Source organism: Mycobacterium sp. NTMscope_Eco_3 (assembly GCF_976985685.1).
In genome coordinates this window covers 3,651,648-3,675,955 of the sequence record NZ_CDRJYZ010000001.1, presented here as the reverse complement: position 1 = coordinate 3,675,955, position 24,308 = coordinate 3,651,648, and the positions used below count along the sequence as shown (strand labels likewise).

The 24,308-nt window shown below is 70.3% G+C and carries 24 protein-coding genes; 18 read left to right on the top strand and 6 right to left on the bottom strand.

Annotated features, from left to right (window positions below; genetic code table 11):
- The first annotated feature begins 4 nt into the window (after positions 1 to 4).
- The 5 genes from cobO to AC0KTM_RS16770 all read left to right on the top strand — a co-directional run bounded on the left by cobO (position 5) and on the right by AC0KTM_RS16770 (position 6,795).
- The gene (cobO, locus tag AC0KTM_RS16790; RefSeq protein WP_472416200.1) at positions 5 to 619 is read left to right on the top strand and encodes a cob(I)yrinic acid a,c-diamide adenosyltransferase; all 615 of its coding nucleotides are present in this window, start codon (positions 5 to 7) and stop codon (positions 617 to 619) included.
- Complete coding sequence (locus tag AC0KTM_RS16785; RefSeq protein ID WP_472416198.1) at positions 616 to 2,016, top strand: cobyrinate a,c-diamide synthase; 1,401 nt, start codon at positions 616 to 618, stop codon at positions 2,014 to 2,016. Before cobO ends, AC0KTM_RS16785 begins: the two co-directional genes overlap by 4 nt.
- A gap of 81 nt (positions 2,017 to 2,097) precedes the next feature.
- Positions 2,098 to 3,303 (top strand): uroporphyrinogen-III C-methyltransferase, encoded by a 1,206-nt coding sequence (gene cobA / locus AC0KTM_RS16780; protein WP_472416196.1) that lies wholly within the window; start codon positions 2,098 to 2,100, stop codon positions 3,301 to 3,303.
- A 33-nt stretch (positions 3,304 to 3,336) separates the two neighbouring features.
- Positions 3,337 to 4,944: an MFS transporter gene (locus AC0KTM_RS16775; RefSeq protein ID WP_225330155.1), complete on the top strand. Its 1,608-nt coding sequence runs from the start codon at positions 3,337 to 3,339 to the stop codon at positions 4,942 to 4,944.
- A 105-nt stretch (positions 4,945 to 5,049) separates the two neighbouring features.
- Complete coding sequence (locus tag AC0KTM_RS16770) at positions 5,050 to 6,795, top strand: proline--tRNA ligase (RefSeq protein ID WP_472416194.1); 1,746 nt, start codon at positions 5,050 to 5,052, stop codon at positions 6,793 to 6,795.
- A 56-nt stretch (positions 6,796 to 6,851) separates the two neighbouring features.
- Here AC0KTM_RS16770 and AC0KTM_RS16765 read toward each other — a convergent pair whose 3' ends face one another.
- Together AC0KTM_RS16765 and AC0KTM_RS16760 are read right to left on the bottom strand one after the other, a co-directional pair.
- Positions 6,852 to 7,298: a ferritin-like domain-containing protein gene (locus AC0KTM_RS16765; RefSeq protein WP_225330157.1), complete on the bottom strand. Its 447-nt coding sequence runs from the start codon at positions 7,296 to 7,298 to the stop codon at positions 6,852 to 6,854.
- Positions 7,295 to 7,822, bottom strand: coding sequence for a hypothetical protein (locus AC0KTM_RS16760; protein ID WP_472416192.1), 528 nt, complete (start codon positions 7,820 to 7,822; stop codon positions 7,295 to 7,297). The genes AC0KTM_RS16765 and AC0KTM_RS16760 overlap by 4 nt, the downstream gene beginning before the upstream one ends.
- A gap of 208 nt (positions 7,823 to 8,030) precedes the next feature.
- Here AC0KTM_RS16760 and rimP point away from each other — a divergent pair, with 208 nt between their 5' ends.
- The 7 genes from rimP to AC0KTM_RS16725 all read left to right on the top strand — a co-directional run bounded on the left by rimP (position 8,031) and on the right by AC0KTM_RS16725 (position 15,782).
- Positions 8,031 to 8,576, top strand: coding sequence for a ribosome maturation factor RimP (gene rimP, locus AC0KTM_RS16755; protein ID WP_472416190.1), 546 nt, complete (start codon positions 8,031 to 8,033; stop codon positions 8,574 to 8,576).
- Between the two features lie 49 nt (positions 8,577 to 8,625).
- The gene (gene nusA / locus AC0KTM_RS16750; RefSeq protein WP_225330160.1) at positions 8,626 to 9,681 is read left to right on the top strand and encodes a transcription termination factor NusA; all 1,056 of its coding nucleotides are present in this window, start codon (positions 8,626 to 8,628) and stop codon (positions 9,679 to 9,681) included.
- 166 nt (positions 9,682 to 9,847) lie between these two features.
- Positions 9,848 to 10,123 carry a YlxR family protein gene (locus AC0KTM_RS16745; RefSeq protein WP_255641943.1) on the top strand — a complete coding sequence of 92 codons (276 nt, stop codon included), beginning with the start codon at positions 9,848 to 9,850 and terminating at the stop codon, positions 10,121 to 10,123.
- A gap of 85 nt (positions 10,124 to 10,208) precedes the next feature.
- The gene (gene infB / locus AC0KTM_RS16740) at positions 10,209 to 12,983 is read left to right on the top strand and encodes a translation initiation factor IF-2 (protein WP_472416188.1); all 2,775 of its coding nucleotides are present in this window, start codon (positions 10,209 to 10,211) and stop codon (positions 12,981 to 12,983) included.
- A gap of 6 nt (positions 12,984 to 12,989) precedes the next feature.
- A complete protein-coding gene (gene rbfA / locus AC0KTM_RS16735) occupies positions 12,990 to 13,478 on the top strand; it encodes a 30S ribosome-binding factor RbfA (protein ID WP_225327605.1) in 489 nt (162 codons plus the stop codon).
- Positions 13,453 to 14,454, top strand: a complete 1,002-nt coding sequence (locus tag AC0KTM_RS16730; protein ID WP_472416186.1) for a DHH family phosphoesterase — start codon at positions 13,453 to 13,455, stop codon at positions 14,452 to 14,454. The genes rbfA and AC0KTM_RS16730 overlap by 26 nt, the downstream gene beginning before the upstream one ends.
- Positions 14,454 to 15,782 (top strand): MATE family efflux transporter, encoded by a 1,329-nt coding sequence (locus tag AC0KTM_RS16725; protein WP_472417494.1) that lies wholly within the window; start codon positions 14,454 to 14,456, stop codon positions 15,780 to 15,782. The genes AC0KTM_RS16730 and AC0KTM_RS16725 overlap by 1 nt, the downstream gene beginning before the upstream one ends.
- Here AC0KTM_RS16725 and AC0KTM_RS16720 read toward each other — a convergent pair.
- Both AC0KTM_RS16720 and AC0KTM_RS16715 read right to left on the bottom strand, forming a co-directional pair.
- Positions 15,779 to 16,354, bottom strand: coding sequence for a hypothetical protein (locus tag AC0KTM_RS16720; protein ID WP_472416184.1), 576 nt, complete (start codon positions 16,352 to 16,354; stop codon positions 15,779 to 15,781). The genes AC0KTM_RS16725 and AC0KTM_RS16720 overlap by 4 nt on opposite strands.
- Positions 16,355 to 16,402: 48 nt before the next feature.
- Positions 16,403 to 17,152 carry an enoyl-CoA hydratase gene (locus tag AC0KTM_RS16715; RefSeq protein WP_225327608.1) on the bottom strand — a complete coding sequence of 250 codons (750 nt, stop codon included), beginning with the start codon at positions 17,150 to 17,152 and terminating at the stop codon, positions 16,403 to 16,405.
- 71 nt (positions 17,153 to 17,223) lie between these two features.
- Here AC0KTM_RS16715 and AC0KTM_RS16710 point away from each other — a divergent pair, with 71 nt between their 5' ends.
- Both AC0KTM_RS16710 and AC0KTM_RS16705 read left to right on the top strand, forming a co-directional pair.
- Positions 17,224 to 17,493 (top strand): DUF2277 family protein, encoded by a 270-nt coding sequence (locus tag AC0KTM_RS16710; protein WP_225327609.1) that lies wholly within the window; start codon positions 17,224 to 17,226, stop codon positions 17,491 to 17,493.
- A complete protein-coding gene (locus AC0KTM_RS16705; protein WP_238956435.1) occupies positions 17,490 to 18,050 on the top strand; it encodes a DUF1802 family protein in 561 nt (186 codons plus the stop codon). Before AC0KTM_RS16710 ends, AC0KTM_RS16705 begins: the two co-directional genes overlap by 4 nt.
- On the opposite strand, the gene AC0KTM_RS16700 is transcribed toward AC0KTM_RS16705, so the two are convergent.
- Together AC0KTM_RS16700 and AC0KTM_RS16695 are read right to left on the bottom strand one after the other, a co-directional pair.
- Positions 18,009 to 19,739 carry a CocE/NonD family hydrolase gene (locus AC0KTM_RS16700; protein WP_238956434.1) on the bottom strand — a complete coding sequence of 577 codons (1,731 nt, stop codon included), beginning with the start codon at positions 19,737 to 19,739 and terminating at the stop codon, positions 18,009 to 18,011. The genes AC0KTM_RS16705 and AC0KTM_RS16700 overlap by 42 nt on opposite strands.
- 1 nt (position 19,740) lies before the next feature.
- The gene (locus AC0KTM_RS16695) at positions 19,741 to 20,328 is read right to left on the bottom strand and encodes a DUF3558 domain-containing protein (RefSeq protein ID WP_225327612.1); all 588 of its coding nucleotides are present in this window, start codon (positions 20,326 to 20,328) and stop codon (positions 19,741 to 19,743) included.
- Positions 20,329 to 20,476: 148 nt separating this feature from the next.
- On the opposite strand from AC0KTM_RS16695, the gene AC0KTM_RS16690 reads away from it, so the two are divergent.
- From AC0KTM_RS16690 to AC0KTM_RS16675, 4 genes are all read left to right on the top strand, one after another.
- Complete coding sequence (locus AC0KTM_RS16690) at positions 20,477 to 21,454, top strand: metallophosphoesterase family protein (RefSeq protein WP_238956433.1); 978 nt, start codon at positions 20,477 to 20,479, stop codon at positions 21,452 to 21,454.
- A complete protein-coding gene (gene pptT / locus AC0KTM_RS16685; RefSeq protein ID WP_238956432.1) occupies positions 21,451 to 22,134 on the top strand; it encodes a 4'-phosphopantetheinyl transferase PptT in 684 nt (227 codons plus the stop codon). Before AC0KTM_RS16690 ends, pptT begins: the two co-directional genes overlap by 4 nt.
- Positions 22,131 to 23,021 (top strand): tRNA pseudouridine(55) synthase TruB, encoded by an 891-nt coding sequence (truB, locus tag AC0KTM_RS16680; protein ID WP_472416182.1) that lies wholly within the window; start codon positions 22,131 to 22,133, stop codon positions 23,019 to 23,021. The genes pptT and truB overlap by 4 nt, the downstream gene beginning before the upstream one ends.
- Positions 23,022 to 23,099: 78 nt before the next feature.
- Entirely contained in the window at positions 23,100 to 24,302 is a 1,203-nt protein-coding gene (locus tag AC0KTM_RS16675) for a lipid-transfer protein (RefSeq protein WP_238956430.1), read from the top strand.
- Positions 24,303 to 24,308: the final 6 nt, after the last annotated feature.

Genomic DNA, 24,308 nt, shown 5'->3' with positions numbered 1-24,308 from the left:
CGTTATGCCGCAAGGAGTTCCGCTCCAAGTCCCCGATGACGGCCTGACCACCCGGTCGCGACGACGCACGCCGGTGCTGGCGGTGCACACCGGCGCCGGCAAGGGAAAGTCGACGGCGGCGTTCGGTATGGCGTTGCGGGCCTGGAACGCCGGGCTTTCCGTCGCGGTGTTCCAGTTCGTCAAGAGCGCCAAGTGGAAGGTGGGCGAGGAGGCGGCTTTCGCCGCGCTCGGCGACATGCACGAGCAACACCAGGTCGGCGCACCCGTCGAGTGGCACAAGATGGGTGCGGGCTGGTCCTGGACGCGCAAGGCGGGCAGCGACATCGACCACGCGGCGGCCGCGGCCGACGGCTGGGTCGAGGTCGCGCGCCGGCTGGCCGCCCAGCGTCACGACTTCTACGTGCTGGACGAGTTCACCTATCCGCTGAAGTGGGGCTGGGTGGACGTCGACGAGGTGGTCGAGGTGCTGTCGGCCCGGCCCGGTCATCAGCATGTCGTGATCACCGGACGCGATGCCCCGCAGCGGTTGATCGACGCGGCCGACCTGGTCACCGAGATGACCAAGGTCAAGCATCCGATGGACGCCGGGCGCAAGGGGCAGAAGGGCATCGAGTGGTGAGTGCTCCCGCCGTGGTCATCGCCGCTCCCGCCTCCGGCAGCGGAAAGACCACCGTGGCAACGGGTTTGATCGGCGCCCTGCGACAGGCGGGCCACACCGTCGCGCCGTTCAAGGTGGGCCCGGACTTCATCGACCCCGGCTATCACGGCCTCGCCGCCGGCCGGCCGGGCCGCAACCTCGACCCGGTACTGGTCGGGGAGGGCCTCGTCGGCCCGCTGTACGCCCATGGTGCCGCCGGCGCGGACATCGCCGTGATCGAAGGCGTGATGGGGCTGTTCGACGGGCGGATCGGGCTTTCCGCCACCACCCCCGCCGCGGGATCGACCGCCCACGTTGCCGGCCTGCTGGGCGCGCCCGTCGTCCTGGTCATCGACGCGCGCGGTCAAAGCCAGAGCATCGCCGCACTGCTGCATGGCTTTTCGACGTTCGACACCGCCACCCGGGTCGCCGGCGTGATCCTGAACCGGGTCGGCTCGCCCCGGCACGAGCAGGTGCTGCGGCAGGCATGCGAGCAGGCCGGTGTCCCGGTGCTGGGCGCCATCGGGCGCGCTGCCGAATTGGAGCTGCCCACCAGGTATTTGGGGTTGGTCACCGCCGTGGAGTACGGGCGCCGGGCCCGCCACGCGGTAGACGCGATGACCGCCCTGGTCGCCCGCCACGTCGACCTGGCGGCCGTGATCGCGGTCGCGCGAGCCCCGGCGGCGCAGCGACCGTGGGATCCGGCGGCCGCGGTGGGGGAGGCGGCGCGGCGGGGCGGCGAGCGTGCCACCGTCGCCGTGGCGGCCGGGAAGGCCTTCAGCTTCGGCTACGCCGAGCACGCGGAGCTGCTGGCGGCCGCCGGCGCGGACGTCGTCGACTTCGATCCGCTCGGTGACGCGTTGCCCGACGGCAGCGATGCGGTGTTGTTGCCCGGCGGTTTTCCCGAACAGTTCACCGCCGAACTCTCGGCCAACGAGGTCGTGCGCCGGCAGATCAGGGAGCTGGCCGCCGCGGGGGCACCCGTCCACGCTGAGTGCGCCGGGCTGATCTACCTGGCCGCCGAGCTCGACGGCCACCCGATGTGCGGCGTGCTCGCCGGGCAGGCCCGCTTCACTCCGCACCTGACGCTGGCCTACCGCGATGCCGTCGCCGTGGCGGACTCCCCGCTGTACACCGCGGGCCAGCGGGCCGTCGGGCACGAATTCCACCGCACCACAGTCACATTCAGCGACAGCTATCAGCCGGCATGGATGTACCGGTCCCATGACGCCGACCCTGCGGGCGGGGCCGTGCGCGACGGCGTCGTGCACGCCGGCGTGCACGCGTCGTACCTGCACACCCATCCGGCCGCCGCGCCGGAGGCGGTGGCGCGCTTCGTCGCACACGCCGCCGCCCGGCGGGCCGGTTCGCGGGCGTAACCCCACGGCGAAAAAGTGCGGCAAAAATCGCCGCCCGGTTACGCGCGCGGTGCCAGGGCCACCAACCACTAGGCTTGCCGCGTGACTGAGAGCGCCTACCTCGTTGGGCTGCGGCTGGCCGGCAAGAAGGTCGTCGTCGTCGGCGGCGGCACCGTCGCCCAGCGCCGGCTGCCGTTGCTCATCGCCAGCGGCGCCGACGTCCACGTCATCTCCCGCAGCGCCACCCGGTCGGTCGAGGCGATGACCGGAATCACCCTGGCGTTGCGCGAATACCGCAACGGCGACCTCGAGGGAGCCTGGTACGCGATCGCGGCCACCGACGACCCGCGCGTGAACGAGGCCGTGGTCGCCGAGGCCGACAGCCGCCAGATCTTCTGCGTGCGGGCGGACGTCGCCGTCGAGGGGACCGCGGTCACCCCAGCGACTTTCAGCTATGCGGGGTTGTCCGTCGGTGTCCTGGCCGGCGGCGAGCACCGACGCTCGGCGGCGATCCGCTCGGCCATCCGGGAGGCGCTGCAGACCGGCGCCATCACCCCCGAGGGCCCGGTGAGCTCCGACGCCGTCACGGGCAGCGTGGCGCTGATCGGCGGCGGTCCCGGCGACCCCGAACTGATCACCGTGCGCGGCCGGCGGCTGCTCGCCCAGGCCGACGTCGTGGTCGCCGATCGCCTCGCCCCGCCGGAACTGCTCGCCGAGCTGCCTCCGCACGTGGAAGTGATCGACGCCGCCAAGATCCCGTACGGGCGGGCGATGGCCCAGGACGCCATCAACGACGTGATGATCGAACGCGCCCGGGCCGGAAGCTTCGTGGTGCGCCTCAAAGGTGGGGACCCGTTCGTGTTCGCCCGCGGCTACGAGGAGGTGCTCGCGTGCGCCGACGCCGGGATCCCGGTCACCGTGGTGCCGGGTGTGACGAGCGCCATAGGAGTGCCCGCATTGGCGGGTGTCCCCGTCACTCACCGGGCGATCAATCACGAATTCGTGGTGGTCAGCGGCCATCTCCCACCCGGGCATCCCGAATCGTTAGTGAATTGGGATGCGCTGGCCGCACTCTCGGGCACGATTGTTTTGCTGATGGCCGTCGAGCGCATCGAACTTTTCGCCGAAGCGCTCTTGAAGGGCGGGCGACCTGCGGATACACCCGTGCTAGTCGTTCAGCATGGAACGACGGCCGCTCAACAGACTTTGCGGGCGACGCTGGCCGACACGCCCGAAAAGATTCGCGCCGAGGGTATTCGACCTCCCGCGATCATCGTGATCGGCGCCGTGGCGGCGTTCGGGCTTTAAACGGTTCTTAAGATTACTGTAAGGTAACCCTTTATGACGGCTCTCAACGACTCAGAGCGCGCTGTCCAAAACTGGACGTCTGCACGCCCCGATCGTCCGGCCCCGGTGCAACCGGCGGAGACCGCCTCAAAGCCCCCGGCGGAGACCGCCTCCACTCGCATCAGCAAGTACTACCCGGCGTGGCTGCCGTCGCGACGCTTCATCGCGGCCGTCGTCGCCATCGGCGGTATGCAGCTGCTCGCGACGATGGACAGCACCGTCGCGATCGTCGCGCTCCCGAAGATCCAAAACGAGCTCAGCCTGTCCGACGCCGGACGCAGCTGGGTGATCACGGCCTATGTGCTGACCTTCGGCGGGCTGATGCTGCTCGGCGGCCGACTCGGCGACACCATCGGGCGCAAGCGCACCTTCATCGTCGGTGTCGCCCTGTTCACCATCTCCTCCGTGCTGTGCGCGGTCGCCTGGGACGAAGCGACCATGGTCATCGCCCGGCTGTCGCAGGGTGTCGGGTCGGCGATCGCCTCGCCGACGGGCCTGGCGCTGGTGGCGACCACCTTCCCCAAAGGGCCGGCGCGCAACTTCGCGACCGCGGTCTTCGCCGCGATGACGGCTGTCGGCTCGGTGATGGGCCTCGTGGTCGGGGGAGCGCTGACCGAGGTGTCGTGGCGGCTGGCGTTCCTGGTGAACGTGCCGATCGGCCTGGTGATGATCTACCTGGCGCGCACCGCGCTGCGCGAGACCAACCGCGAGCGGATGAAGCTGGACGCCACCGGCGCCATGCTGGCCACCCTGACGTGCACCGCCGCGGTGTTCGCCTTCTCGATGGGGCCGGAAAAGGGGTGGGTGTCGATCACCACCATCGGTTCGGGTGTGGTGGCGATGCTCGCGGCGCTGGCCTTCATCATCGTGGAGCGCACCGCGGAGAACCCCGTCGTGCCGTTCGATCTGTTCCGTGACCGCAACCGGCTGGTCACCTTCACCGCAATCTTCTTGGCCGGCGGGCTGATGTTCAGCCTGACCGTGTGCATCGGCCTGTACGTGCAGGACATCCTCGGCTACAGCGCGCTGCACGCCGGCGTCGGTTTCATCCCGTTCGTCATCGCGATGGGAATCGGCCTCGGGGTTTCCTCGCAGCTGGTGTCACGGTTCTCGCCACGGGTCTTGACCATCGGCGGCGGCATCCTGCTCTTCTGGGCGATGCTGTACGGCTGGGCGTTCATGCACCGCGGCGTCGCCTACTTCCCGAACCTGGTGCTGCCGATCGTCGTCGGCGGGATCGGCATCGGCATGGCCGTCGTGCCGCTGACGTTGTCGGCCATCGCCGGCGTGGGCTTCGATCAGATCGGCCCCGTCTCCGCGGTCACGCTGATGCTGCAGAGCCTGGGTGGCCCGCTCGTGTTGGCCGTCATCCAGGCCGTGATCACTTCGCGGACACTGTATTTGGGTGGCACCACCGGGCCGGTGAAGAACATGACCGACGCGCAGCTGCAGGCGCTCGACCACGGCTATACCTACGGCCTGCTGTGGGTGGCCGGGGTGGCCGTCATCGTCGGCGGTGCGGCGCTGCTCATCGGCTATACGCCCGACCAGGTCGCGCACGCGCAAGAGGTCAAGGAAGCGATCGACGCCGGGGAGCTGTAGCTCCCTCACCCGCCGCAAGGCTGTCCTACCCCGGGAAACGCGTCGCTGGTTGCAGTCTCGGCCTGCCGGATGCCGGGCCCTGCGTCACCGCTAGGCTGGCCCGCTGTGATCACCCGGATGTCCCAGCTGTTTTTGCGCACGTTGCGCGACGATCCCGCCGATGCCGAAGTCGCCAGCCACAAGCTGCTGATCCGGGCCGGCTACATCCGGCCCATCGCGCCCGGGCTGTACAGCTGGCTGCCGCTGGGACTGCGGGTGCTGCGCCGCATCGAGCGCATCGTCCGCGAGGAGATGAATGCCATTGGGGGGCAAGAAATCCTGTTTCCCGCCCTGCTGCCCCGCGCGCCCTACGAGGCGACGAACCGGTGGACCGAATACGGCGACTCGGTGTTCCGGCTGGCCGACCGCCGCGGCAACGACTACCTGCTGGGCCCCACCCACGAAGAGCTGTTCACCCTGACCGTCAAGGGCGAATACAGCTCCTACAAAGACTTTCCGGTCCTGCTGTACCAGATCCAGAACAAATACCGCGACGAGGCGCGGCCGCGGGCCGGCATTCTGCGCGTGCGCGAGTTCTTGATGAAGGACTCCTACTCGTTCGACATCGACGACGCCGGACTCAAGGCCGCCTACCACGCCCACCGCGAGGCCTATCAGCGCATCTTCGCCCGCCTGCAGGTGCGCTACGTCATCGTCTCCGCGGTCTCCGGCGCCATGGGCGGCAGCGCCTCCGAGGAGTTCCTGGCCGAAAGCCCCGTCGGCGAGGACACCTTCGTGCGGTGCCTGGAGTCCGGCTACGCGGCCAACGTCGAGGCCGTCGTCACCGCGCGCCCGGAGGCGCAGCCGATCGACGGGCTGCCCGAGGCGGTGGTCCACGACACCGGCGACACCCCGACCATCGCCACCCTGGTGGACTGGGCCAACACCGCCGACCTGGGCCGAGCCGTCACCGCGGCCGACACGTTGAAGAACGTCCTGCTCAAGGTGCGCCAGCCCGGCGGGGACTGGGAGCTGCTGGCCATCGGGTTGCCCGGCGACCGCGAGGTCGACGACAAGCGGTTGGGCGCGGCGCTCGAACCCGCCGAATACACGATGCTCGACGACGCCGACTTCGCCAAGCACCCCTTCCTGGTGAAGGGATACATCGGTCCAAAAGCGTTGCAAGACAACGACGTTCGCTACCTGGTCGATCCGCGGGTCGTCGACGGCACCAGCTGGATCACCGGGGCCGACGAGCCCGGCCGCCACGTCGTCGGGCTGGTCGCCGGCCGGGACTTCACCGCCGACGGCACCATTGAGGCCGCCGAGGTGCGCGACGGCGACCCCTCGCCGGACGGCGCCGGCCCGCTGGTGTCGGCGCGCGGCATCGAGGTCGCGCACATCTTCCAGCTCGGCCGCAAATACACCGACGCCTTCACCGCCGACGTGCTCGGCGAGGACGGCAAGCCGGTGCGCCTGACCATGGGCTCCTACGGGCTGGGGGTGTCGCGGATGGTGGCCGTGATCGCCGAGCAGCACCACGACGAGCTGGGGCTGCGCTGGCCGTCGGCCGTCGCCCCGTTCGACGTCCACCTGGTGATCGCCAACAAAGACGACCAGGCCCGCACCGGGGCCACCGAGCTCGCCGGCGAGCTGGACCGGCTGGGCGTCGACGTGCTGCTGGATGACCGGCAGGCCTCGCCCGGCGTGAAGTTCAAGGATGCCGAGCTGCTGGGCGTGCCCTGGATCGTGGTGGTGGGACGCGGCTGGGCGGACGGCGTGGTGGAGCTGCGCGACCGCTTCGGCGGGCAAACCCGCGAACTCGCGACCGGCCCGTCGCTGGCCACCGACATCGCGGCCGCGCTGCGATAGCCCGATGGTGGCGACCCGCTGCGCCCGGCCACGGCCGCGCTTGCGATCGCCACGGGTTAGTCGTTGCCGCCCGGGAAGCTCGTCGTGATCGGCCAGGCGCCCAGCACGCGGTTCCACCGGGCGGCCATGACCGCGCTCTGAACCAGCGCCGTCGAGGCGAACGCCCGATCCTCGGCGGTCTCGGCGTGTTCGGCGACGACGCGCCACGCGCCCGCGCCGTCGTTCTCCATCCGCGCGGCCAGCCGCGCCGCGTCCGCCGGGCTGCCGACCACCAGGGGCAGCTGGTAGCCGGCCGCGGCGACCGGAGCGGTGACCTTGCGGGCGGTCAGCATCGCGATGACGTCGTCGCGGCGTCGGCGGTGCTGCTCGAGGGCCTCCACCACCATGTCGTTCACGCTCGGGGGGGACATCGCCGAGACGATGCCGTAGCCGTAGATCGTCGAGTGTTCGATGGCCAGCGCGTCCGACAGCGCCGCGTTGTCGGCGTCCTTCCCCGAAGTCATATCGACGGCCCCCCCGGCACCAGAGCCACGGTGTAGGACGCCGTGCAGGACGCGGCGATCGACGCGAGCAGCCCCGCCCGGTAACCGGATTCGGTGCCCACCAGGCGAGCCGCACTGCCGGCCGAGGCGTGCAGCGCGTTGATCACGTCGGCCACCGGCGGCGGGGGAGGCGGGGGGCCGGCCGGTTCGGCCTGACTCGGGCTGGTCGTTTCGCTCGATGACGGCGCGGCGAGCTTGCCGGCGGCCCGCGAGATCTCGGTGGACAGCGCGCGGGCGTGCGCGGCGCGTTGGCTCGCCACCACCGTCAGCGCGGCGGCGACCTGCGGAGGGTTGCCGACGGCCGAGGCGGCGGCACTCGCCAGCGCGCTGTCGTGGCGCGCCTGGTCCAACGGGCCCAGCAGTTGTTCGACGGGCGGGGGCTTGGGCGCGGACTTGCCGCACGCGGCCACCACCGTCAGCGCGGCCAACGCGACGCCGCCGGAGAGGACGTCTCGCCTGTTGACGAACGGAACTGCGCTAGGCACAAGGACATCCTGCCACCGGTGCCGCAGCGGGCACGAAGCCAGCACGCGATCGCGCCGCCATCCGCGATTCCTGGCGTATCGTGGATAGCTGGTTCTCGCAGAGGGCGGCCAGCATGTTCCTCCGCCGGGACACCGGAAGCCGGACGCGAAGCCATCGCGGCGGCGACATCCGCCAGATGACCGGACAACTCAAGATGAGGAGCTCGCCGTGACCACCGGGCTACCGTCGCAGACGCAGGTGATCGAGCTACTCGATGCAGAGTTTGCGCGCGCCGGATACGAGATCGAAGACGTGGTCATCGACGCCCGCACCCACCCGCCGCGCATCACGGTGATCGCCGACGGCGACGACGGCCTCGACCTGGACACGGCGGCCACGCTGTCGCACTCGGCGTCGGAGCTGCTCGACCGTCTGGACACCATCGGGGACCACTACGTGCTCGAGGTCTCCTCGCCCGGCGTGGACCGCCCCCTGACCTGCGCGAAACACTTCCGCCGCGCCCGCGGCCGCAAGGTCGACGTCACCCTCTCCGACGGATCGACGCTGACCGGCCGCGTCGGCGAGACGAACGAGGACGCGGTCGCGCTGGTGGTGCGCGCGGGCCGGGACTGGGCGATACGCGAAATCTCGCTCGATGATGTCGTCAAAGCTGTTGTCCAGGTGGAGTTTTCGCCCCCTGCCCCAGCGGAACTGGAACTCGCGAAGCGTGGCGACGATGCAGAGCGTAGCGATGAGGAGGAGCGGCGCAGATGAACCGCGCTGGCGACGATGCAGAGCGTAGCGATGAGGAGGAGCGGCGCAGATGAACATCGACATGGCCGCACTGCACGCGATCGAGGTGGATCGGGGCATCTCGGTCAACGAGCTGCTCGAGACCATCAAGTCCGCGCTGCTGACCGCCTATCGGCACACCGAGGGCCATCAAAACGACGCGCGGATCGAGATCGACCGCAAGACCGGCGTCGTCCGGGTGATCGCCCGGGAGACCGACGAAGACGACAACGTCATCAGCGAATGGGACGACACCCCCGAGGGCTTCGGGCGCATCGCCGCCACCACCGCGCGCCAGGTGATGCTGCAGCGATTCCGCGATGCCGAAAACGAGCGCACCTACGGCGAGTTCTCCACCCGGGAGGGCGAGATCGTCGCGGGCGTGATCCAGCGTGACAGCCGGGCCAACGCGCGCGGCCTCGTGGTGGTGCGGATGGGCACCGAGACGAAGGCGTCCGAGGGCGTGATCCCGGCGGCCGAACAGGTTCCCGGGGAAAGCTACGAACACGGCAACCGGGTGCGGTGCTACGTGATCGGGGTGACCCGCGGGGCCCGAGAGCCGCTGATCACGCTGTCGCGCACCCACCCCAACCTGGTTCGCAGGCTGTTCTCCCTGGAGGTGCCCGAGATCGCCGACGAATCGGTCGAAATCGTGGCCGTGGCGCGCGAGGCCGGCCACCGCTCCAAGATCGCCGTGAAGTCGAACGTTCCCGGCCTGAACGCCAAGGGCGCCTGCATCGGCCCGATGGGCCAGCGGGTCCGCAACGTGATGAGCGAGCTCTCCGGCGAGAAGATCGACATCATCGACTACGACGAGGACCCGGCCCGCTTCGTCGCCAACGCGTTGTCGCCGGCCAAGGTGGTCTCGGTGTCGATCATCGACCAGTCCGCCCGCGCCGCCCGGGTCGTCGTCCCCGACTTCCAGTTGTCACTGGCCATCGGCAAGGAGGGCCAGAACGCGCGGCTGGCCGCCCGGCTCACCGGCTGGCGCATCGACATCCGCGGGGACTCGCCGGCCGGCGCCGGCGGGCATCCGGAGAGCGAGCCCGAACGCGGCGCCAGCCACGGAATGGCCCACGACCGCTAGCGGCACGCCGGGCGCGGCCGCACATCCTCGGGCGGTTCTGCGCGTCGATCCGGTGACGCTAGACTGAGCCGTGATCCAGCACGAACTTTCGGCTCCCGAAGCCAATAGGGCGCACCGACACGCGGGTGGACCCGTGCGGACGTGCATCGGGTGCCGAAAGCGAGAGTTGGCCGTCGAACTGCTTCGCGTGGTGGCTGTGCCGACCGGGAACGGCGAATTCGCCGTGATCGTTGACACAGGCAGTGGCCTGCCGGGGCGGGGTGCATGGCTGCATCCCGTGTCGCAGTGCGCGCAACAGGCGATCCGGCGGCGGGCTTTCACCAGAGCGCTGCGCATCACCGGTTCACCGGACACCTCCGCGGTGGTCGAGCACATAGAGTTTGTCAGTGCGCCCGATCGCCCGGCAACAGAACAGGTAGCAAAGAACATGAGCACACCGTGAAGTCCCGATGACTCGCATCCCCATGCGTTACAGCTAATTCCCGAGGCGCGGCCCCACGACTGTCGCCTCATAGACAGGAGATGTAGTGGCAGGTAAGGCCCGCGTACACGAGTTGGCTAAGGAACTCGGTGTTACCAGCAAGGAAGTCCTCGCCCGGCTGAATGATCAGGGCGAATTCGTCAAATCCGCATCGTCGACGGTAGAAGCGCCGGTCGCTCGCCGGCTGCGCGAGTCCTTCGGCGGCGGCAAGGCCGCGGCCGAGAAGGCCCCCGCGAAGGCCGCAAAAGGCGAGGCCAAGCCCGCCGCCAAGGCTCCCGACAAGTCGCTCGACACGGCCCTCGACAACGCGATCAACAAGGCCGGCGGCAACGGCGAGGCGACAGCGACGCCCGCCCAGCCCGGTGGCGCGGCGCCGTCCGCCGCCGCCCAGGCCGGCGGCGCCGCCCCGACCGACGCCCCGGCGCGACCGGGGCCGGCCCCCGCGCGCCCGTCGGCGCCGGCGCCCGGGCAGCCCAAACCGCCCGCGCCCGGCCAGGCGCCGCAACCCGGCATGACGCCGGGCCCGCGCCCCGGCCCCATCCCCAAGCCCCGCGCCCCGCGCGTCGGCAACAACCCGTTCTCGTCGGCGCAACCCGTCGACCGGCCCATTCCACGCCCGGCGGCGCCCCGTCCCGGAGCGCCCCGTCCGGGCGCCCCGCGGCCCGGCGCCTCCCCGGGCAACATGCCACCCCGGCCCGGCGGCGCCGCTGGTCAGGGCCGCCCGGCGCGGCCCGGCGCCCCGCGGCCCGGCGGTGGCCGGCCCGGCGGACCCGGCGGTCGTGACGGCGGCGGCGGCAACTACCGCGGCGGTGGCGGCGGTGGAGTCGGCGCCCCGCCCGGCGGTGGCGGCGGTTTCCGCGGTCGCCCCGGTGGTGGCGGTGGCCGCCCCGGACAGCGCGGCGGTGCGGCCGGCGCGTTCGGCCGTCCCGGTGGCGCGCCCCGGCGTGGCCGCAAGTCGAAGCGGGCGAAGCGCGCCGAGTACGAGAACATGCAGGCGCCGGTCGTCGGCGGCGTGCGGTTGCCGCACGGCAACGGCGAGACGATCCGGCTGGCGCGCGGCGCATCGCTCTCCGACTTCGCCGACAAGATCAACGCCAACCCGGCCTCACTGGTGCAGGCGCTGTTCAACCTCGGCGAGATGGTGACGGCCACCCAATCGGTGGGCGACGAGACGCTCGAGTTGCTGGGCAGCGAGATGAACTACGTCGTCCAGGTCGTCAGCCCGGAGGACGAGGACCGCGAACTGCTCGAGTCCTTCGACCTGACCTACGGCGAGGACGAGGGCGGCGAGGAAGACCTGCAGACCCGCCCGCCGGTGGTGACCGTGATGGGTCACGTCGACCACGGTAAAACCCGGCTGTTGGACACCATCCGCAAGGCCAACGTGCGTGAGGCCGAGGCGGGTGGCATCACCCAGCACATCGGTGCCTACCAGGTGTCCGTCGAGCACGACGGCGCCGAGCGGCCGATCACCTTCATCGACACCCCGGGTCACGAGGCGTTCACCGCCATGCGTGCGCGCGGTGCCAAGGCCACCGACATCGCGATCCTGGTGGTCGCCGCCGACGACGGCGTCATGCCGCAGACGGTGGAGGCCATCAACCACGCGCAGGCGGCCGACGTGCCCATTGTGGTGGCGGTCAACAAGATCGACGTGGAGGGCGCTGACCCGGCCAAGATCCGCGGCCAGCTCACCGAATACGGTTTGGTGGCAGAGGATTTCGGTGGCGAGACGATGTTCGTCGACATCTCCGCCAAGCAGGGCACCAACATCGATGCGCTGCTCGAGGCGGTTCTGCTGACCGCGGACGCCGCCCTGGACCTGCGGGCCAACCCCGACATGGAGGCCCAGGGTGTGGCGATCGAGGCGCACCTGGACCGCGGCCGCGGGCCGGTCGCGACCGTCCTGGTGCAGCGCGGCACGCTGCGCGTGGGCGACTCGGTCGTCGCCGGCGACGCCTACGGTCGGGTGCGGCGCATGGTCGACGAGCACGGCGACGACGTCGAAGAGGCGCTGCCGTCGCGGCCCGTGCAGGTCATCGGCTTCACGTCGGTGCCCGGCGCCGGTGACAACCTGCTGGTCGTCGACGAGGACCGCATCGCCCGCCAGATCGCCGACAAGCGCAGCGCCCGCAAGCGCAACGCGCTGGCGGCGCGCTCGCGCAAGCGGATCAGCCTGGAGGACCTGGACTCGGCGCTGAAGGAAACCAGCCAGCTGAACCTGATCCTCAAGGGCGACAACGCCGGTACGGTCGAGGCGCTCGAAGAGGCCCTGATGGGCATCCAGATCGACGACGAGGTGGCGCTGCGCGTCATCGACCGCGGTGTCGGTGGCATCACCGAGACCAACGTCAACCTGGCGTCGGCCTCGGACGCGGTGATCATCGGCTTCAACGTGCGGGCCGAGGGCAAGGCCACCGAGCTGGCCAACCGCGAGGGCGTGGAGATCCGCTACTACTCGGTGATCTACCAGGCGATCGACGAGATCGAGAAGGCCCTGCGCGGCATGCTCAAGCCGATCTACGAGGAGAACACGCTGGGTCGCGCGGAGATCCGGGCGATCTTCCGGTCCTCCAAGGTCGGCATCATCGCGGGCTGCATGATCAGCAGCGGCATCGTGCGCCGCAACGCCAAGGCCCGGTTGCTGCGCGACAACGTGGTGGTCACCGAGAACCTCACGATCAACTCGCTGCGGCGCGAAAAGGATGATGTGACCGAGGTCCGCGAGGGCTTCGAATGCGGTATGACGCTGGGCTATTCCGACATCAAGGAAGGCGACATCATCGAGTCCTACGAGCTGGTGGAAAAGGAACGGTCGTGACCCGGCATGGCTGACCCGGCCCGGGCCCGCCGCCTGGCCAAGCGGATCAACACGATCGTCGCCTCGGCGATCGAGTTCGAGATCAAGGACCCCGGGCTCGACGGGGTCACCATCGTGGACGCGAAGGTGACCGCCGACCTGCATGACGCGACGGTGTTCTACACGGTGATGGGACGCACGCTGGACGACGAGCCGGACTACGCCGCCGCCGCGGCCGCGCTGGAGCGGGCCAAGGGCGCGCTGCGCACGATGGTCGGGGCGGGCACCGGCGTGCGCTTCACACCCACCCTCACGTTCACCCGCGACACCACGTCGGACAACGTGCAGCGGATGGACGAGTTGCTGGCGCGGGCCCGCGCCGCGGACGCTGATCTGGCGCGGGTTCGTTCGGGCGCCAAGCCGGCTGGGGAGGCCGATCCATACCGGGATAGCGGATCGGGCGTCGAGCCCGGCCTCGACGGGAGCATCGGTGACGGCGACCAACGCGAATACTGAACTGGCCGGCGTGGGAGCACGCGTCGACGCGCCGGCCGCCGTCGAACTCCTGTCGGACGCCGACACCGTCGCGGTGATCGCCCACGTACATCCCGACGCCGACACCATCGGCGCCGGGCTGGCGCTGGGTTTGGTGCTCGACAAGTGCGGCAAGCGGGTCGAGGTCAGCTTCGCCGAGCCGGCCGGTCTGCCGGAATCGCTGGCGTCGCTGCCGGGCCGCCAGCTGCTGGTCAGCCCGGACGAGATGCGTCGCGACGTCGATCTGGTTGTCACCGTTGACGTTCCGAGCGTCAAGCGGCTGGGCGCGTTGGGCGACCTGGCCGTGTCGGGCGCCGAGGTGTTGGTGATCGACCACCACGCCTCCAACGACGTGTTCGGCACCGCCAATTTCGTTGACGTGGCCGCGGATTCGACCACGATGATGATCGCCGACATCCTCGACGCGTGGGGCAAGCCCATCGATCCCGACGTCGCGCACTGCATTTACGCCGGCCTGACGACCGACACCGGATCGTTCCGCTGGGCCAGCGCGCGCGCCCTTCGCCTGGCCGCCCGGCTGGTCGACGCCGGCGTGGACAACGCCGCGATCAGCCGGACCCTGATGGACACCCATCCGTTCGGCTGGCTGCCGCTGCTGTCGCGCGTGCTGGGGTCGGCCCAGTTGCTGCCGGGCGCGGCCGGCGGCCGGGGACTGGTGTACGCGGTTGTCTGCCACCAGGATTGGAGCGGTTCGCGCCCGGAGGAAGTCGAAAGCATCGTCGACATCGTGCGGACCACGCAGCAGGCCGAGGTGGCCGCCGTCTTCAAGGAGATCGCGCCGGGGCAGTGGTCGGTGTCGATGCGGGCCAAGGCCGAGGTGGACCTGGCGACGGTCGCGTCCGCGTTCGGCGGCGGCGGGCACCGGCTGGCGGCCGGCTACTCGACCACCGGCTCGATCGACGACGCCGTCGCGGCGCTGCGCACCGCGCTGGGGTGATTGACGGGGATCGACCCGGGGCCGGGGGCCGTCAGATCGCCGGCCTGGCGCTGCCCGCGCTGGGCGTGCTGGCGGCCGAACCGCTCTATCTGCTGTTCGACACGGCGGTCGTCGGGCGGCTCGGCGCCCTGAGCCTGGCCGGGCTGGCCATCGGCGGGCTGCTGCTCAGCCTGGTGGGTTCGGACCTGACCTTTTTGTCCTACGGCACGACGGCACGCTCGGCCCGGCACTTCGGCGCCGGGCACCGGGCATCGGCGGTGGCCGAGGGCGTGCAGGCCACGTGGTTGGCGCTGGGGCTGGGCGCGCTCGTCGTGATCGTGGTGCAGGCCGCGGCGCAACCGCTGGTATCGGCCATCGCCGGCGGCAAAGTGGGGGGCGAGGCGATCGCCGGAGCGGCGCTGCCGTGGCTGCGGATCGCGATCTTCGGCGCCCCGGCCATTCTGGTGTCGCTGGCCGGGAACGGATGGCTGCGCGGCGTGCAGGACACCGTCCGCCCGCTGCGTTATGTCGTTGCCGGATTTGGGCTTTCGGCGCTGCTGTGCCCGCTGTTGGTCTACGGCTGGCTGGGGTTGCCGCGCCTGGGGCTGGCCGGATCGGCCGTCGCCAATCTGGCGGGCCAGTGGCTGGCCGCGGTGCTGTTCGTACGCGCGCTGCTCGCCGAGCGGGCACCGGTGCGGCTGGACCGCGCCGTGCTGCGAGCCCAACTCGTGATGGGTCGCGACCTGGTGGTGCGGACGCTGGCTTTTCAGGCCTGCTTCGTCTCGGCCGGCGCGGTCGCCGCCCGATTCGGCGCGTCGGCGCTGGCCGCGCATCAAGTGGTGCTGCAGCTGTGGGAATTCCTTGCGCTGGTTCTGGATTCGTTGGCAATAGCGGCGCAGGCGCTGGTGGGCGCCGCGCTGGGCGCCGGTGACCCCGCGCACGCCAAATCGGTGGCGTGGCGGGTGACGCTGTGGTCGACGGCGGCCGCCGCGCTGCTGGCCGCGGTGTTCGCGGTCGGGTTTTCCGCGCTGCCCGAGCTGTTCACCGATGACCATTCGGTGCTGGCCGCGATCCGGGTGCCGTGGTGGTTCCTGGTGGCTCAATTACCCTTTGCCGGAATAGTTTTCGCGCTGGACGGCGTGCTGCTGGGTGCGGGGGATGCCGCGTTCATGCGCACCGCCACCGTGATCAGCGCGCTGGTCGGCTTCTTGCCGTTGATCTGGCTGTCGCTGGTGTTCGACTGGGGTCTCGCGGGCATCTGGTCGGGACTGACCACGTTCGTGTTGCTGCGCCTGATCTTCGTTGGCGCCCGGGCGATCTCGGGTCGCTGGGCGACGGCCGGTCGCTAGAACGCCCAGCTGCCCGAGCGCTGCACGACGAATCCGTGATCGCCGCTGGTGGTGTCCAGGCAGGCGACCATGTTGTCGGCGCCCACCGCGCAGGTGACGTTGAGGTAGGTCAACTTCTGGCCCGCGGCCAACAGTTTGGCGCCCGTGGGCAGCGCGGGTGGGTTGCCGTCGCATCCGCTGTAGGACATGCGGCTCAATTGGTAGCCGGGGCCCTTGAAGTCGACCGAACCCACCACGCAATCGCCCGGCCGCGGGCGGCCGCCGGGGATGGGGACGTCGTCCATGCCGGACATGTCGCCCTTGCACTTGATGCCCTGCGAGGGTGGCGGCGCGGGCGCCGGCCCGCCGTAGAAGTCACAGACCACCGCGAACGGGGTCGAAAAGCTGATCCGCGGCGAGGTGCCCGCGGGCCCGGTGCTTTGGTAGCCGTCGGCCGGGACGGCGGTGAAGCCGTCGAGATTGGGGAAATTCGGTGGTGGCTGCGCGGCCGCGGGCGGCGCACCGACCACGATCGCCAATGCCGCCACCGTCAGTCCGGCGAGCGCCCTGCTGATTCCGACGACCGCGTGCATCACCTGATCGTATTGCGTGGCCGCAACCGGCCGGAACGGACCGCCCGGTCAGCGGACCTGGGCCCGGCCGCGTTGCAGCACGGCCTCGCGGTTGGCGGCGATGTCGTCGCCGCTGGTCCGGAATTGCCGGGCCGCCATCGCCTCCTGCCAGAGCCCGGCGCCGGTCTGCGCGTCGTCGATGCGGTGATAGGACGCCAGCAGCGCCCGCACCGCGTCCTGGTTGTTCCCGACGATCGACGCCGCGACCTGCCGGGCGGCACCCAGCAGTTGCTCGTGGGGCACCACCTCGGTCACCAGGCCGGCGCGCAGCGCGTCGGCGGCGGACAGGTAGTCGCCGGTCATGCTCATCCGCCGGGCCAGGCCGACGCCCACCTTTTGCGGTAGCCGCACGCTCAGCCCCCAGGTGGGCAGCAGGCCCACCCGGGCGTGCGTGTCGGCGAAGCGGGCGTTCTCCGAGGCGATCAGGATGTCGCAGTACAGGGCCAGCTCCAGCCCGCCGGTCACCGCGGCGCCGTTGATCGCGCCGATCACCGGCTTGCTCATCGCCGGCCACCGCGGCGAGATGTCCGGAAGCGCCGAGGAACCGCCCAGCTCCTTGAGATCCAGTCCCGCGCAGAACACCGGGTCGGCGCCGGTGACGATGACGACGTCGACGTCGTCGTCGGTTTCGGCGTCGGCCAGCGCACCGAAAAAGCGGTCCCGCAACGCCGAGGACAGCGCGTTGCGCGATTGCGGTCGGTTCAGGGTCAGGGTGCGCACCCGTTCCTCGGTGTCGATCAGCAGGATCTCGTCGGTCATGAGTGCCACCGTAGCCAGTCGTCGGTGGCGACCAGAGGCGGTACCACAGGGCGGCGCTTATCGTTGGGGTCATGTGCCGGAACATCACCGAACTGCGCGGTCTACAGCCGGCGGCCACCGCCGAGGAAATCGCGGCGGCGGCCCGCCAGTACGTGCGCAAGGTCAGCGGCATCACCCACCCCTCGGCGGTCAATGCCGAGGCGTTCGAGGAGGCGGTCGCCGAGGTCACCGAGACGACGACGCGGCTGCTCGGGAGGCTGGCGCCGCGGCGTCAGCCGCCCAAGACGGTTCCGCCGCTGCGCCGGCCCGAGGTGGTGGCCCGGCTGGCCGGCGCGACATGACGGTGACCACCACGATGCCCGCGCTCAAAGAGTGGAGCGCCGCCGTCCACGCCCTGCTCGACGGCCGCCAGCGGGTGCTGCTGCGCAAGGGCGGCATCGGGGAGAAGCGATTCGAACTGGCCGCCCGCGAATTCCTGTTGTTCCCGACGGTCGCGCACAGCCACGCCGAGCGGGTGCGCGCCGAGCATCAAGACCTCCTGGCCCCCGCCGCCGCCGACAGCACCGACGACGAGCTCGTGATCCGCGCCGCCGCGAAAGTGGTTGCGGCGGTGCCGGTTAACCGGCCGGACGGTCTTTCCTCCATCGAGGACCTGCACATCTGGACGCCCGAGTCGGTGCGCGCCGACCGGCTCGATTTTCGCCCCAAGCACAAAATGGCCGTGCTGGTGGTGTCGGTGATTCCGTTGGCCCAGCCGGTGCGCATCGCCCGCACCCCGGACTACGCCGGCTGCAAGAGCTGGGTGGAGCTGCCGGTGCACGCACCGCTGGCGGCGCCGGTGCACGACGATCGCGCGCTAGGCGCGGTCGCCATCCGCGTCCGCGACGCCGTTGGCTGACAATTCGGCCGGGCCGACGGGCAACACCAGCCGGGAGCGTCCGTAGCGCACGCTGTGAGTGACCGGTGTGGCGTGCCGCGCGGTCAGCACCGGTTCGTCGCCGCCGAGGTTGTGCGCGTAGCGCGGGGACCAACTGCCGGCGATCAGCACCCGGATGCGTGAGCCGGCGCGGAAGCGGTGGGCCGTGCCGTCGAGCTCGAGGCGAACGATCTTCTCCGACTTCGTCTTCGCCGCGGTGCGCAACCGCCGGTAGGCTTCGCTGACATTGCGCGACCGGCCCTTGGGATCGACCTCGCTCACCCGCACGAACAGGTCGACGTGCGGATTGTCGGCGCCGTGCGCGAGCTCGATGACCGGGGTCCCGTAGGCGTACAGGTCCTCGGTGAGGGCTGCGCTGGTGAACGCCAGCACATCGGCACGCGACGCGAGCCGGCTGTCGTCGCGGTAACCGCCGCTCGGGGACAGCAGCGGGCCGCCGGTGGTGGGCGTCGGATCGGCCGGGTCGTAGCGAAATGTGGCCGGGGACAGACCTTTCAGCGCCGGCGCGGTCTCGCCCAGGTAGCCGCCGGGCCGCAGGTACAGCGCGCGCTCGGTGGTGGCGGGCGGCCACTCGGACAGGCTGCGCCAGGCTTGGCCCCGGTCCACGCCGGTGACGTAGACCCGGACCGGGCTGGGCCGGCGCGCGGCGGGGGCGTCGCCCAGGTGGGTGCCCAGCCAATCCAGTGACTCCTGCGTGACGGTGGCCAGCCCGCTGGTGAGCAGCTGGGTGTGCGTCCACGGGCCGACGGTGAGCGCGACGTCGGCTCCCCGGCCGTGCAGATGCGTGTACTGCCGCAGCGTCTGCCTGATGAAGATGTCTTGCCAGCCGCCGACCAGCAGCACGGGCACCTGCACGCGGTCCAGCGCCTCGTTGCACCGCAACGGATCCCAGAACGGGTCGCCGGGATCGCGGTGTTCGACCCAGGATTCGAACCACGGGGCGCCCGTGCCGAGCAGGGCACGCGCGGCGTCGCCCAGTGGGGCCGCGGCCGCGGCCCGCGACACGTTGCGGCGGCTCTGCAACTGGCGCAGCGCGGTGCGGGCGCGCACCGGGTCCTCCTGGTGCGCCACCATGTCGCTCCAGCCCAGGAAGTCATTGACCGCGAAAGCGCCTGTACCCCAAGTTGATTCGTGGAAGTCGTGCGGGCCTACCACGATCACGGCGGTGGCCAGTTCCGGCGGGGGATCTTGCAGCAGGGCCCACTGGGTGAATCCCAGGTACGACATGCCGATGGTGGCGAAGCGGCCGGTGAACCACGGCTGCTCGCGCAGCCACGCGACGGTGTCGGCGCCGTCGGCGACCTCGTTGGCCATCGGCTCGAAAACCCCACCCGAGCCGAACGTTCCGCGCACGCTCTGCAGCACCACGTGATAGCCGCGCGCGGCATACAGCGCGCCGAATATCAGGGTGAACGGAAACCCGCGTCCGTAGGGGCCGCGGACCAGCAGGGTGCCGACGGCCGCGGTGGTGGTGGGCGTGTAATGGTCGGCCACCAGTTCGATCCCGTCGCGCATCGGCACGCGCACGCGTTCCACGGTGTAGTCGGTGGTCGCCGGGGGCAGACCGAGCAGGCGGCCGAGGGCCTTGGCGCCGAGGTGGTTCAGGGTGCGCAGGGCCGGCTGCGCGGGTCGGATCGAGGTGGTGCTCACCCTAGAACTTGTAGTACGGCGCGAGGTCGTTGGCGCGCTGCAGGTTGGTCTGCATGCAATCGACCTCGGGGTCGGAGTAGACGGTGGAGTAGTACAGCGCCTGCTGCAGCACCCCGTAGCTGGTCTTGAACGCGACCATGCAGGAGTAGAACCAGTAGCTGTTGTGATAGGTCGGCTTGAGCACCCAGTACTGGGCGGCGCGGTGGCCCGCGATCGTCGTCTCGACGGCGTCAGCGGGCAGCGATGCCTCGTAGGTGCGCCAGATGATCGGCTCGACGGCGACCTGATAGTTGCCCGCGTCGAAGTGGCAGCGCAGGCCGTCCTCGTGTTCGGGCGGTGTGAATCCCAGCCCGAGCCGCTGGATCACATCGAACGGGATGTCCTCGCACGCGTCGAACGGGCGCGGGTCGGTGGTCGCCACGATGGGGCTCTTCATGGTGGTTTCCATCGGTTGCGCGGTCGAGCGCAGTTCGACGGGGCGATCGCCGCCGCCCGGAGTCTGCGGGGCGGTCAGCAGGCCCACCGTGCCCCCGATGGCCGCTGTGAGCAGCGCACCCAGCGCGCCCATCAGACGAACATTGGCGAACACGACACCCCCCTGACGCCGCAGCGGTCCTTTCGGGGGAGTGTACAAGTCGCGCGCGTGACGTCACAGGCAAAGGTGAACTTGTTCTAGTTCGCCCGGCCGCCGGGCGCGAAAGCGGCTCGCCCGGCTCGGGTCGTTAGGGTGGTTATTCGTGGCTGGGCATAGATCGGGGCAGGACTCGACCAACGGTGGGCAACCGACGCTGTGGGCGGTGTCCGACCTGCACACCGGTCACCTCGGCAACAAGCCGGTCACCGAATCGCTGCATCCCTCGTCGCCCGACGACTGGCTGATCGTCGCCGGCGACGTCGCCGAGCGCACCGACGAGATCCGTTGGGCCCTCGACCTGCTACGACGGCGGTTCGCCAAGGTGATCTGGGTTCCGGGCAACCACGAGCTGTGGACCACCACCCGCGACCCCGTGCAGATCTTCGGCAAGGCGCGCTACGACTACCTGGTCAACATGTGCGACGAGATGGGCGTGATCACGCCCGAGCACCCGTTCCCGGTCTGGACCGAGCGCGGCGGCCCGGCCACGATCGTGCCGATGTTCCTGCTCTACGACTACAGCTTCTTGCCGCAGGGGGCCACGAGCAAAGCCGAGGGCCTGACCATCGCGCGCGACCGCAACGTTGTGGCCACCGACGAGTTCCTGCTCTCCTCGGAGCCGTACCCCACCCGCGAGGCCTGGTGCCGCGAGCGCCTGGAGATCACCCGCGCCCGCCTCGAACAGCTGGACTGGATGACACCGACCGTCCTGGTCAACCATTTCCCGTTGGTCCGCGATCCCTGCGACGCGTTGTTCTACCCGGAGTTCTCGCTGTGGTGCGGAACCACCAAGACCGCCGACTGGCACACCCGCTACAACGCGGTCTGTTCGGTCTACGGTCACCTGCACATCCCGCGCACCACCTGGTACGACGACGTGCGCTTCGAGGAGGTTTCCGTGGGCTATCCGCGGGAATGGCGGCGCCGCAAGCCGCCGAGCTGGCTGCGCCAGGTGCTGCCGGATCCCCAGTACTCGCCGGGCGACCTCAACGACTTCGGCGGCCACTTCGAGATCACCCCCGAGATGCGGCAGCAGGCCACGCAGTTCCGGGAACGGTTGCGGCAGCGGCAATCACGATGACGGGGGAGCACACGCTGGTGTCCTCCGTCTTGCCGGCCACGGATGGCCTGGCCTACTCGGAGACGTATTCCGATCCGCCCGATCTCGTCCCGCTGCCCGAAGAGGAGCCGTTGATCGCGAAATCGGTGGCCAAGCGGCGCAACGAGTTCATCACCGTCCGGCACTGCGCCCGGATCGCGCTGGGCGAGCTCGGCCTGCCGCCGGTGCCGATCCTCAAGGGTGAGAAGGGAGAACCCTGCTGGCCCGACGGCGTGGTCGGCAGCCTCACCCATTGCGCCGGCTACCGCGGCGCGGTGGTGGGCCGCACCGGCGCGCTGCGCTCGGTGGGCATCGACGCCGAGCCGCACGACGTGCTGCCCGACGGCGTGCTCAACGCGATCAGCCTGCCGGCCGAACGCACCGAGATCCCCGCCAACCTGTCGGGCGAACTGCATTGGGACCGAATCCTGTTCTGCGCCAAGGAGGCAACGTACAAGGCGTGGTTCCCGCTGACCAAGAGGTGGCTGGGCTTCGAGGACGCCCACATCACGTTCGAGTCCGACGGGCCGGGCGCGGCGACGGGCGGGTTCGTGTCGCGGATCCTGATCGATCCGACGGCGCTGTCCGGTCCACCGTTGACGGAGCTGGCGGGCCGTTGGTCGGTCGAGCGCGGGCTGGTGTTGACCGCCATCGTGTTATGAGCGGTGCGGGCATCGTCGTCGTCGACAAGCCGGCCGGAATGACCAGCCACGACGTGGTGGGCCGCTGCCGCCGGATCTTTTCCACCCGCCGGGTGGGGCATGCGGGGACCTTGGACCCGATGGCCACCGGCGTGCTGGTGATCGGCGTCGAGCGGGCCACCAAGATCCTCGGCCTGCTGACGGCTTCGTCGAAGTCGTACGCGGCCACCATCCGCCTGGGCCAGAGCACGTCGACCGACGACGCCAAGGGCGAATTACTGCACAGCGTCGCGGCGGGGGACCTGGCCAGCGAGGCGATCGAGGCCGCCGTCGGTGGCCTGCGCGGTGACATCGCGCAGGTGCCGTCGACCGTCAGCGCGATCAAGGTGGGCGGCAAGCGCGCCTACCGGTTGGCCCGCGAGGGCCAGGCCGTCGAGCTCGAGGCCCGCCCGGTGCGCATCGACCGGTTCGAGGTGCGCGGCGTCCGCCCCGGACCGCAGGGCCTGGACGTCACCGACGTTGACGTCGAGGTCGACTGCTCGTCGGGAACCTACATTCGAGCGCTGGCCCGCGATCTGGGCGCCGCGCTGGGGGTGGGCGGCCACCTGACGGCGTTGCGGCGCACCCGCGTCGGGCGCTTCGGGCTGGACCAGGCGCATGCGCTCGACGAGCTGGCGGAACGCCCGCGGCTGAGCTACAGCCTGGACGAGGCCTGCCTGCTGATCTTCCCGCGCCGCGACCTTTCCGCCGATGAGGCCGACGCCGCCGCCAACGGCCGGTCCCTGCCGCCGGCCGGCATCGACGGCGTCTACGCCGCGTGTGACCCCGACGGCCGGGTGATGGCGCTGCTGCGCGACGAGGGTGCGCGGACCAAGTCGGTGGTGGTGATCCGCCCGGCGACGCTCTAGCGGGTCCCGGCCGAGCGGTTGGTTGGGCCACGTTGCACACTGATGGTCTAGGCGGCCCACGCTGCGGAAGGGACGATGATGTCTAACAAGATCTCTAACAAGGTTTATGTCGTCGGCGTCGGGATGACGAAATTCGAGAAGCCCGGTCGCCGCGAGGGCTGGGACTACCCGGACATGGCGCGCGAATCGGGAACCAACGCCTTGGCGGACGCCGGCATCGCCTACCACGAGGTGCAGCAGGGCTACGTCGGCTACGTCGCCGGTGATTCGACGTCCGGGCAGCGCGCGCTCTATGAGCTCGGCATGACCGGCATCCCGGTCGTCAACGTCAACAACAACTGCTCCACCGGCTCGACGGCGCTTTTCCTGGCCGCGCAGGCGATCCGCGGTGGCATCGTCGACTGCGCGATCGCTCTGGGTTTCGAGAAGATGCAGCCCGGTTCGCTGGGCGGCGGGGCCCAGGACCGCGAATCGCCGATGGCCAAACACGTCAAGGCGATGGCCGAGATCGACGAGTTCGCGATGCCCGTCGCGCCGTGGATGTTCGGCGCCGCCGGCCGCGAGCACATGAAGCAATACGGCTCCACCGCAGAGCATTTCGCCAAGATCGGCTACAAGAATCACAAGCACTCCGTGAACAACCCGTTCGCCCAGTTCCAGGAGTCCTACACGCTGGAAGACGTCCTGGCGGCGCGGATGATCTCCGACCCGCTGACCAAGCTGCAGTGTTCGCCGACCTCCGACGGGTCGGGCGCCGCGATCCTGGCCTCGGAAAGCTTCGTCGACAGCCACGGGCTGGCGGGCCAGGCCGTCGAGATCGTCGGACAGGCCATGACCACCGACTTCGCCTCGACGTTCGACGGAAGCGCCAAGAACCTCATCGGCTATGACATGAATGTGCAAGCCGCACAACAGGTCTACGACCAGTCCGGGCTGGGTCCGCAAGACTTCCAGGTGATCGAGCTGCACGACTGCTTCTCGGCCAACGAGCTGCTGCTCTACGAAGCCCTGGGCCTGTGCGGGCCGGGCGAGGCGCCCAAGCTGATCGACAACGGCGACACCACCTACGGCGGTCGCTGGGTGGTCAACCCCTCGGGCGGCCTGATCTCCAAGGGCCACCCGCTGGGCGCGACCGGGCTGGCGCAGTGCGCGGAACTGACCTGGCAGCTGCGGGGCACGGCCGACAAACGTCAGGTCGAGGGCGTCAGCGCCGCACTGCAACACAACATCGGGCTGGGCGGCGCCGCCGTCGTCACCGCCTATCAGCGCGCCGAACGCTAAGGACAT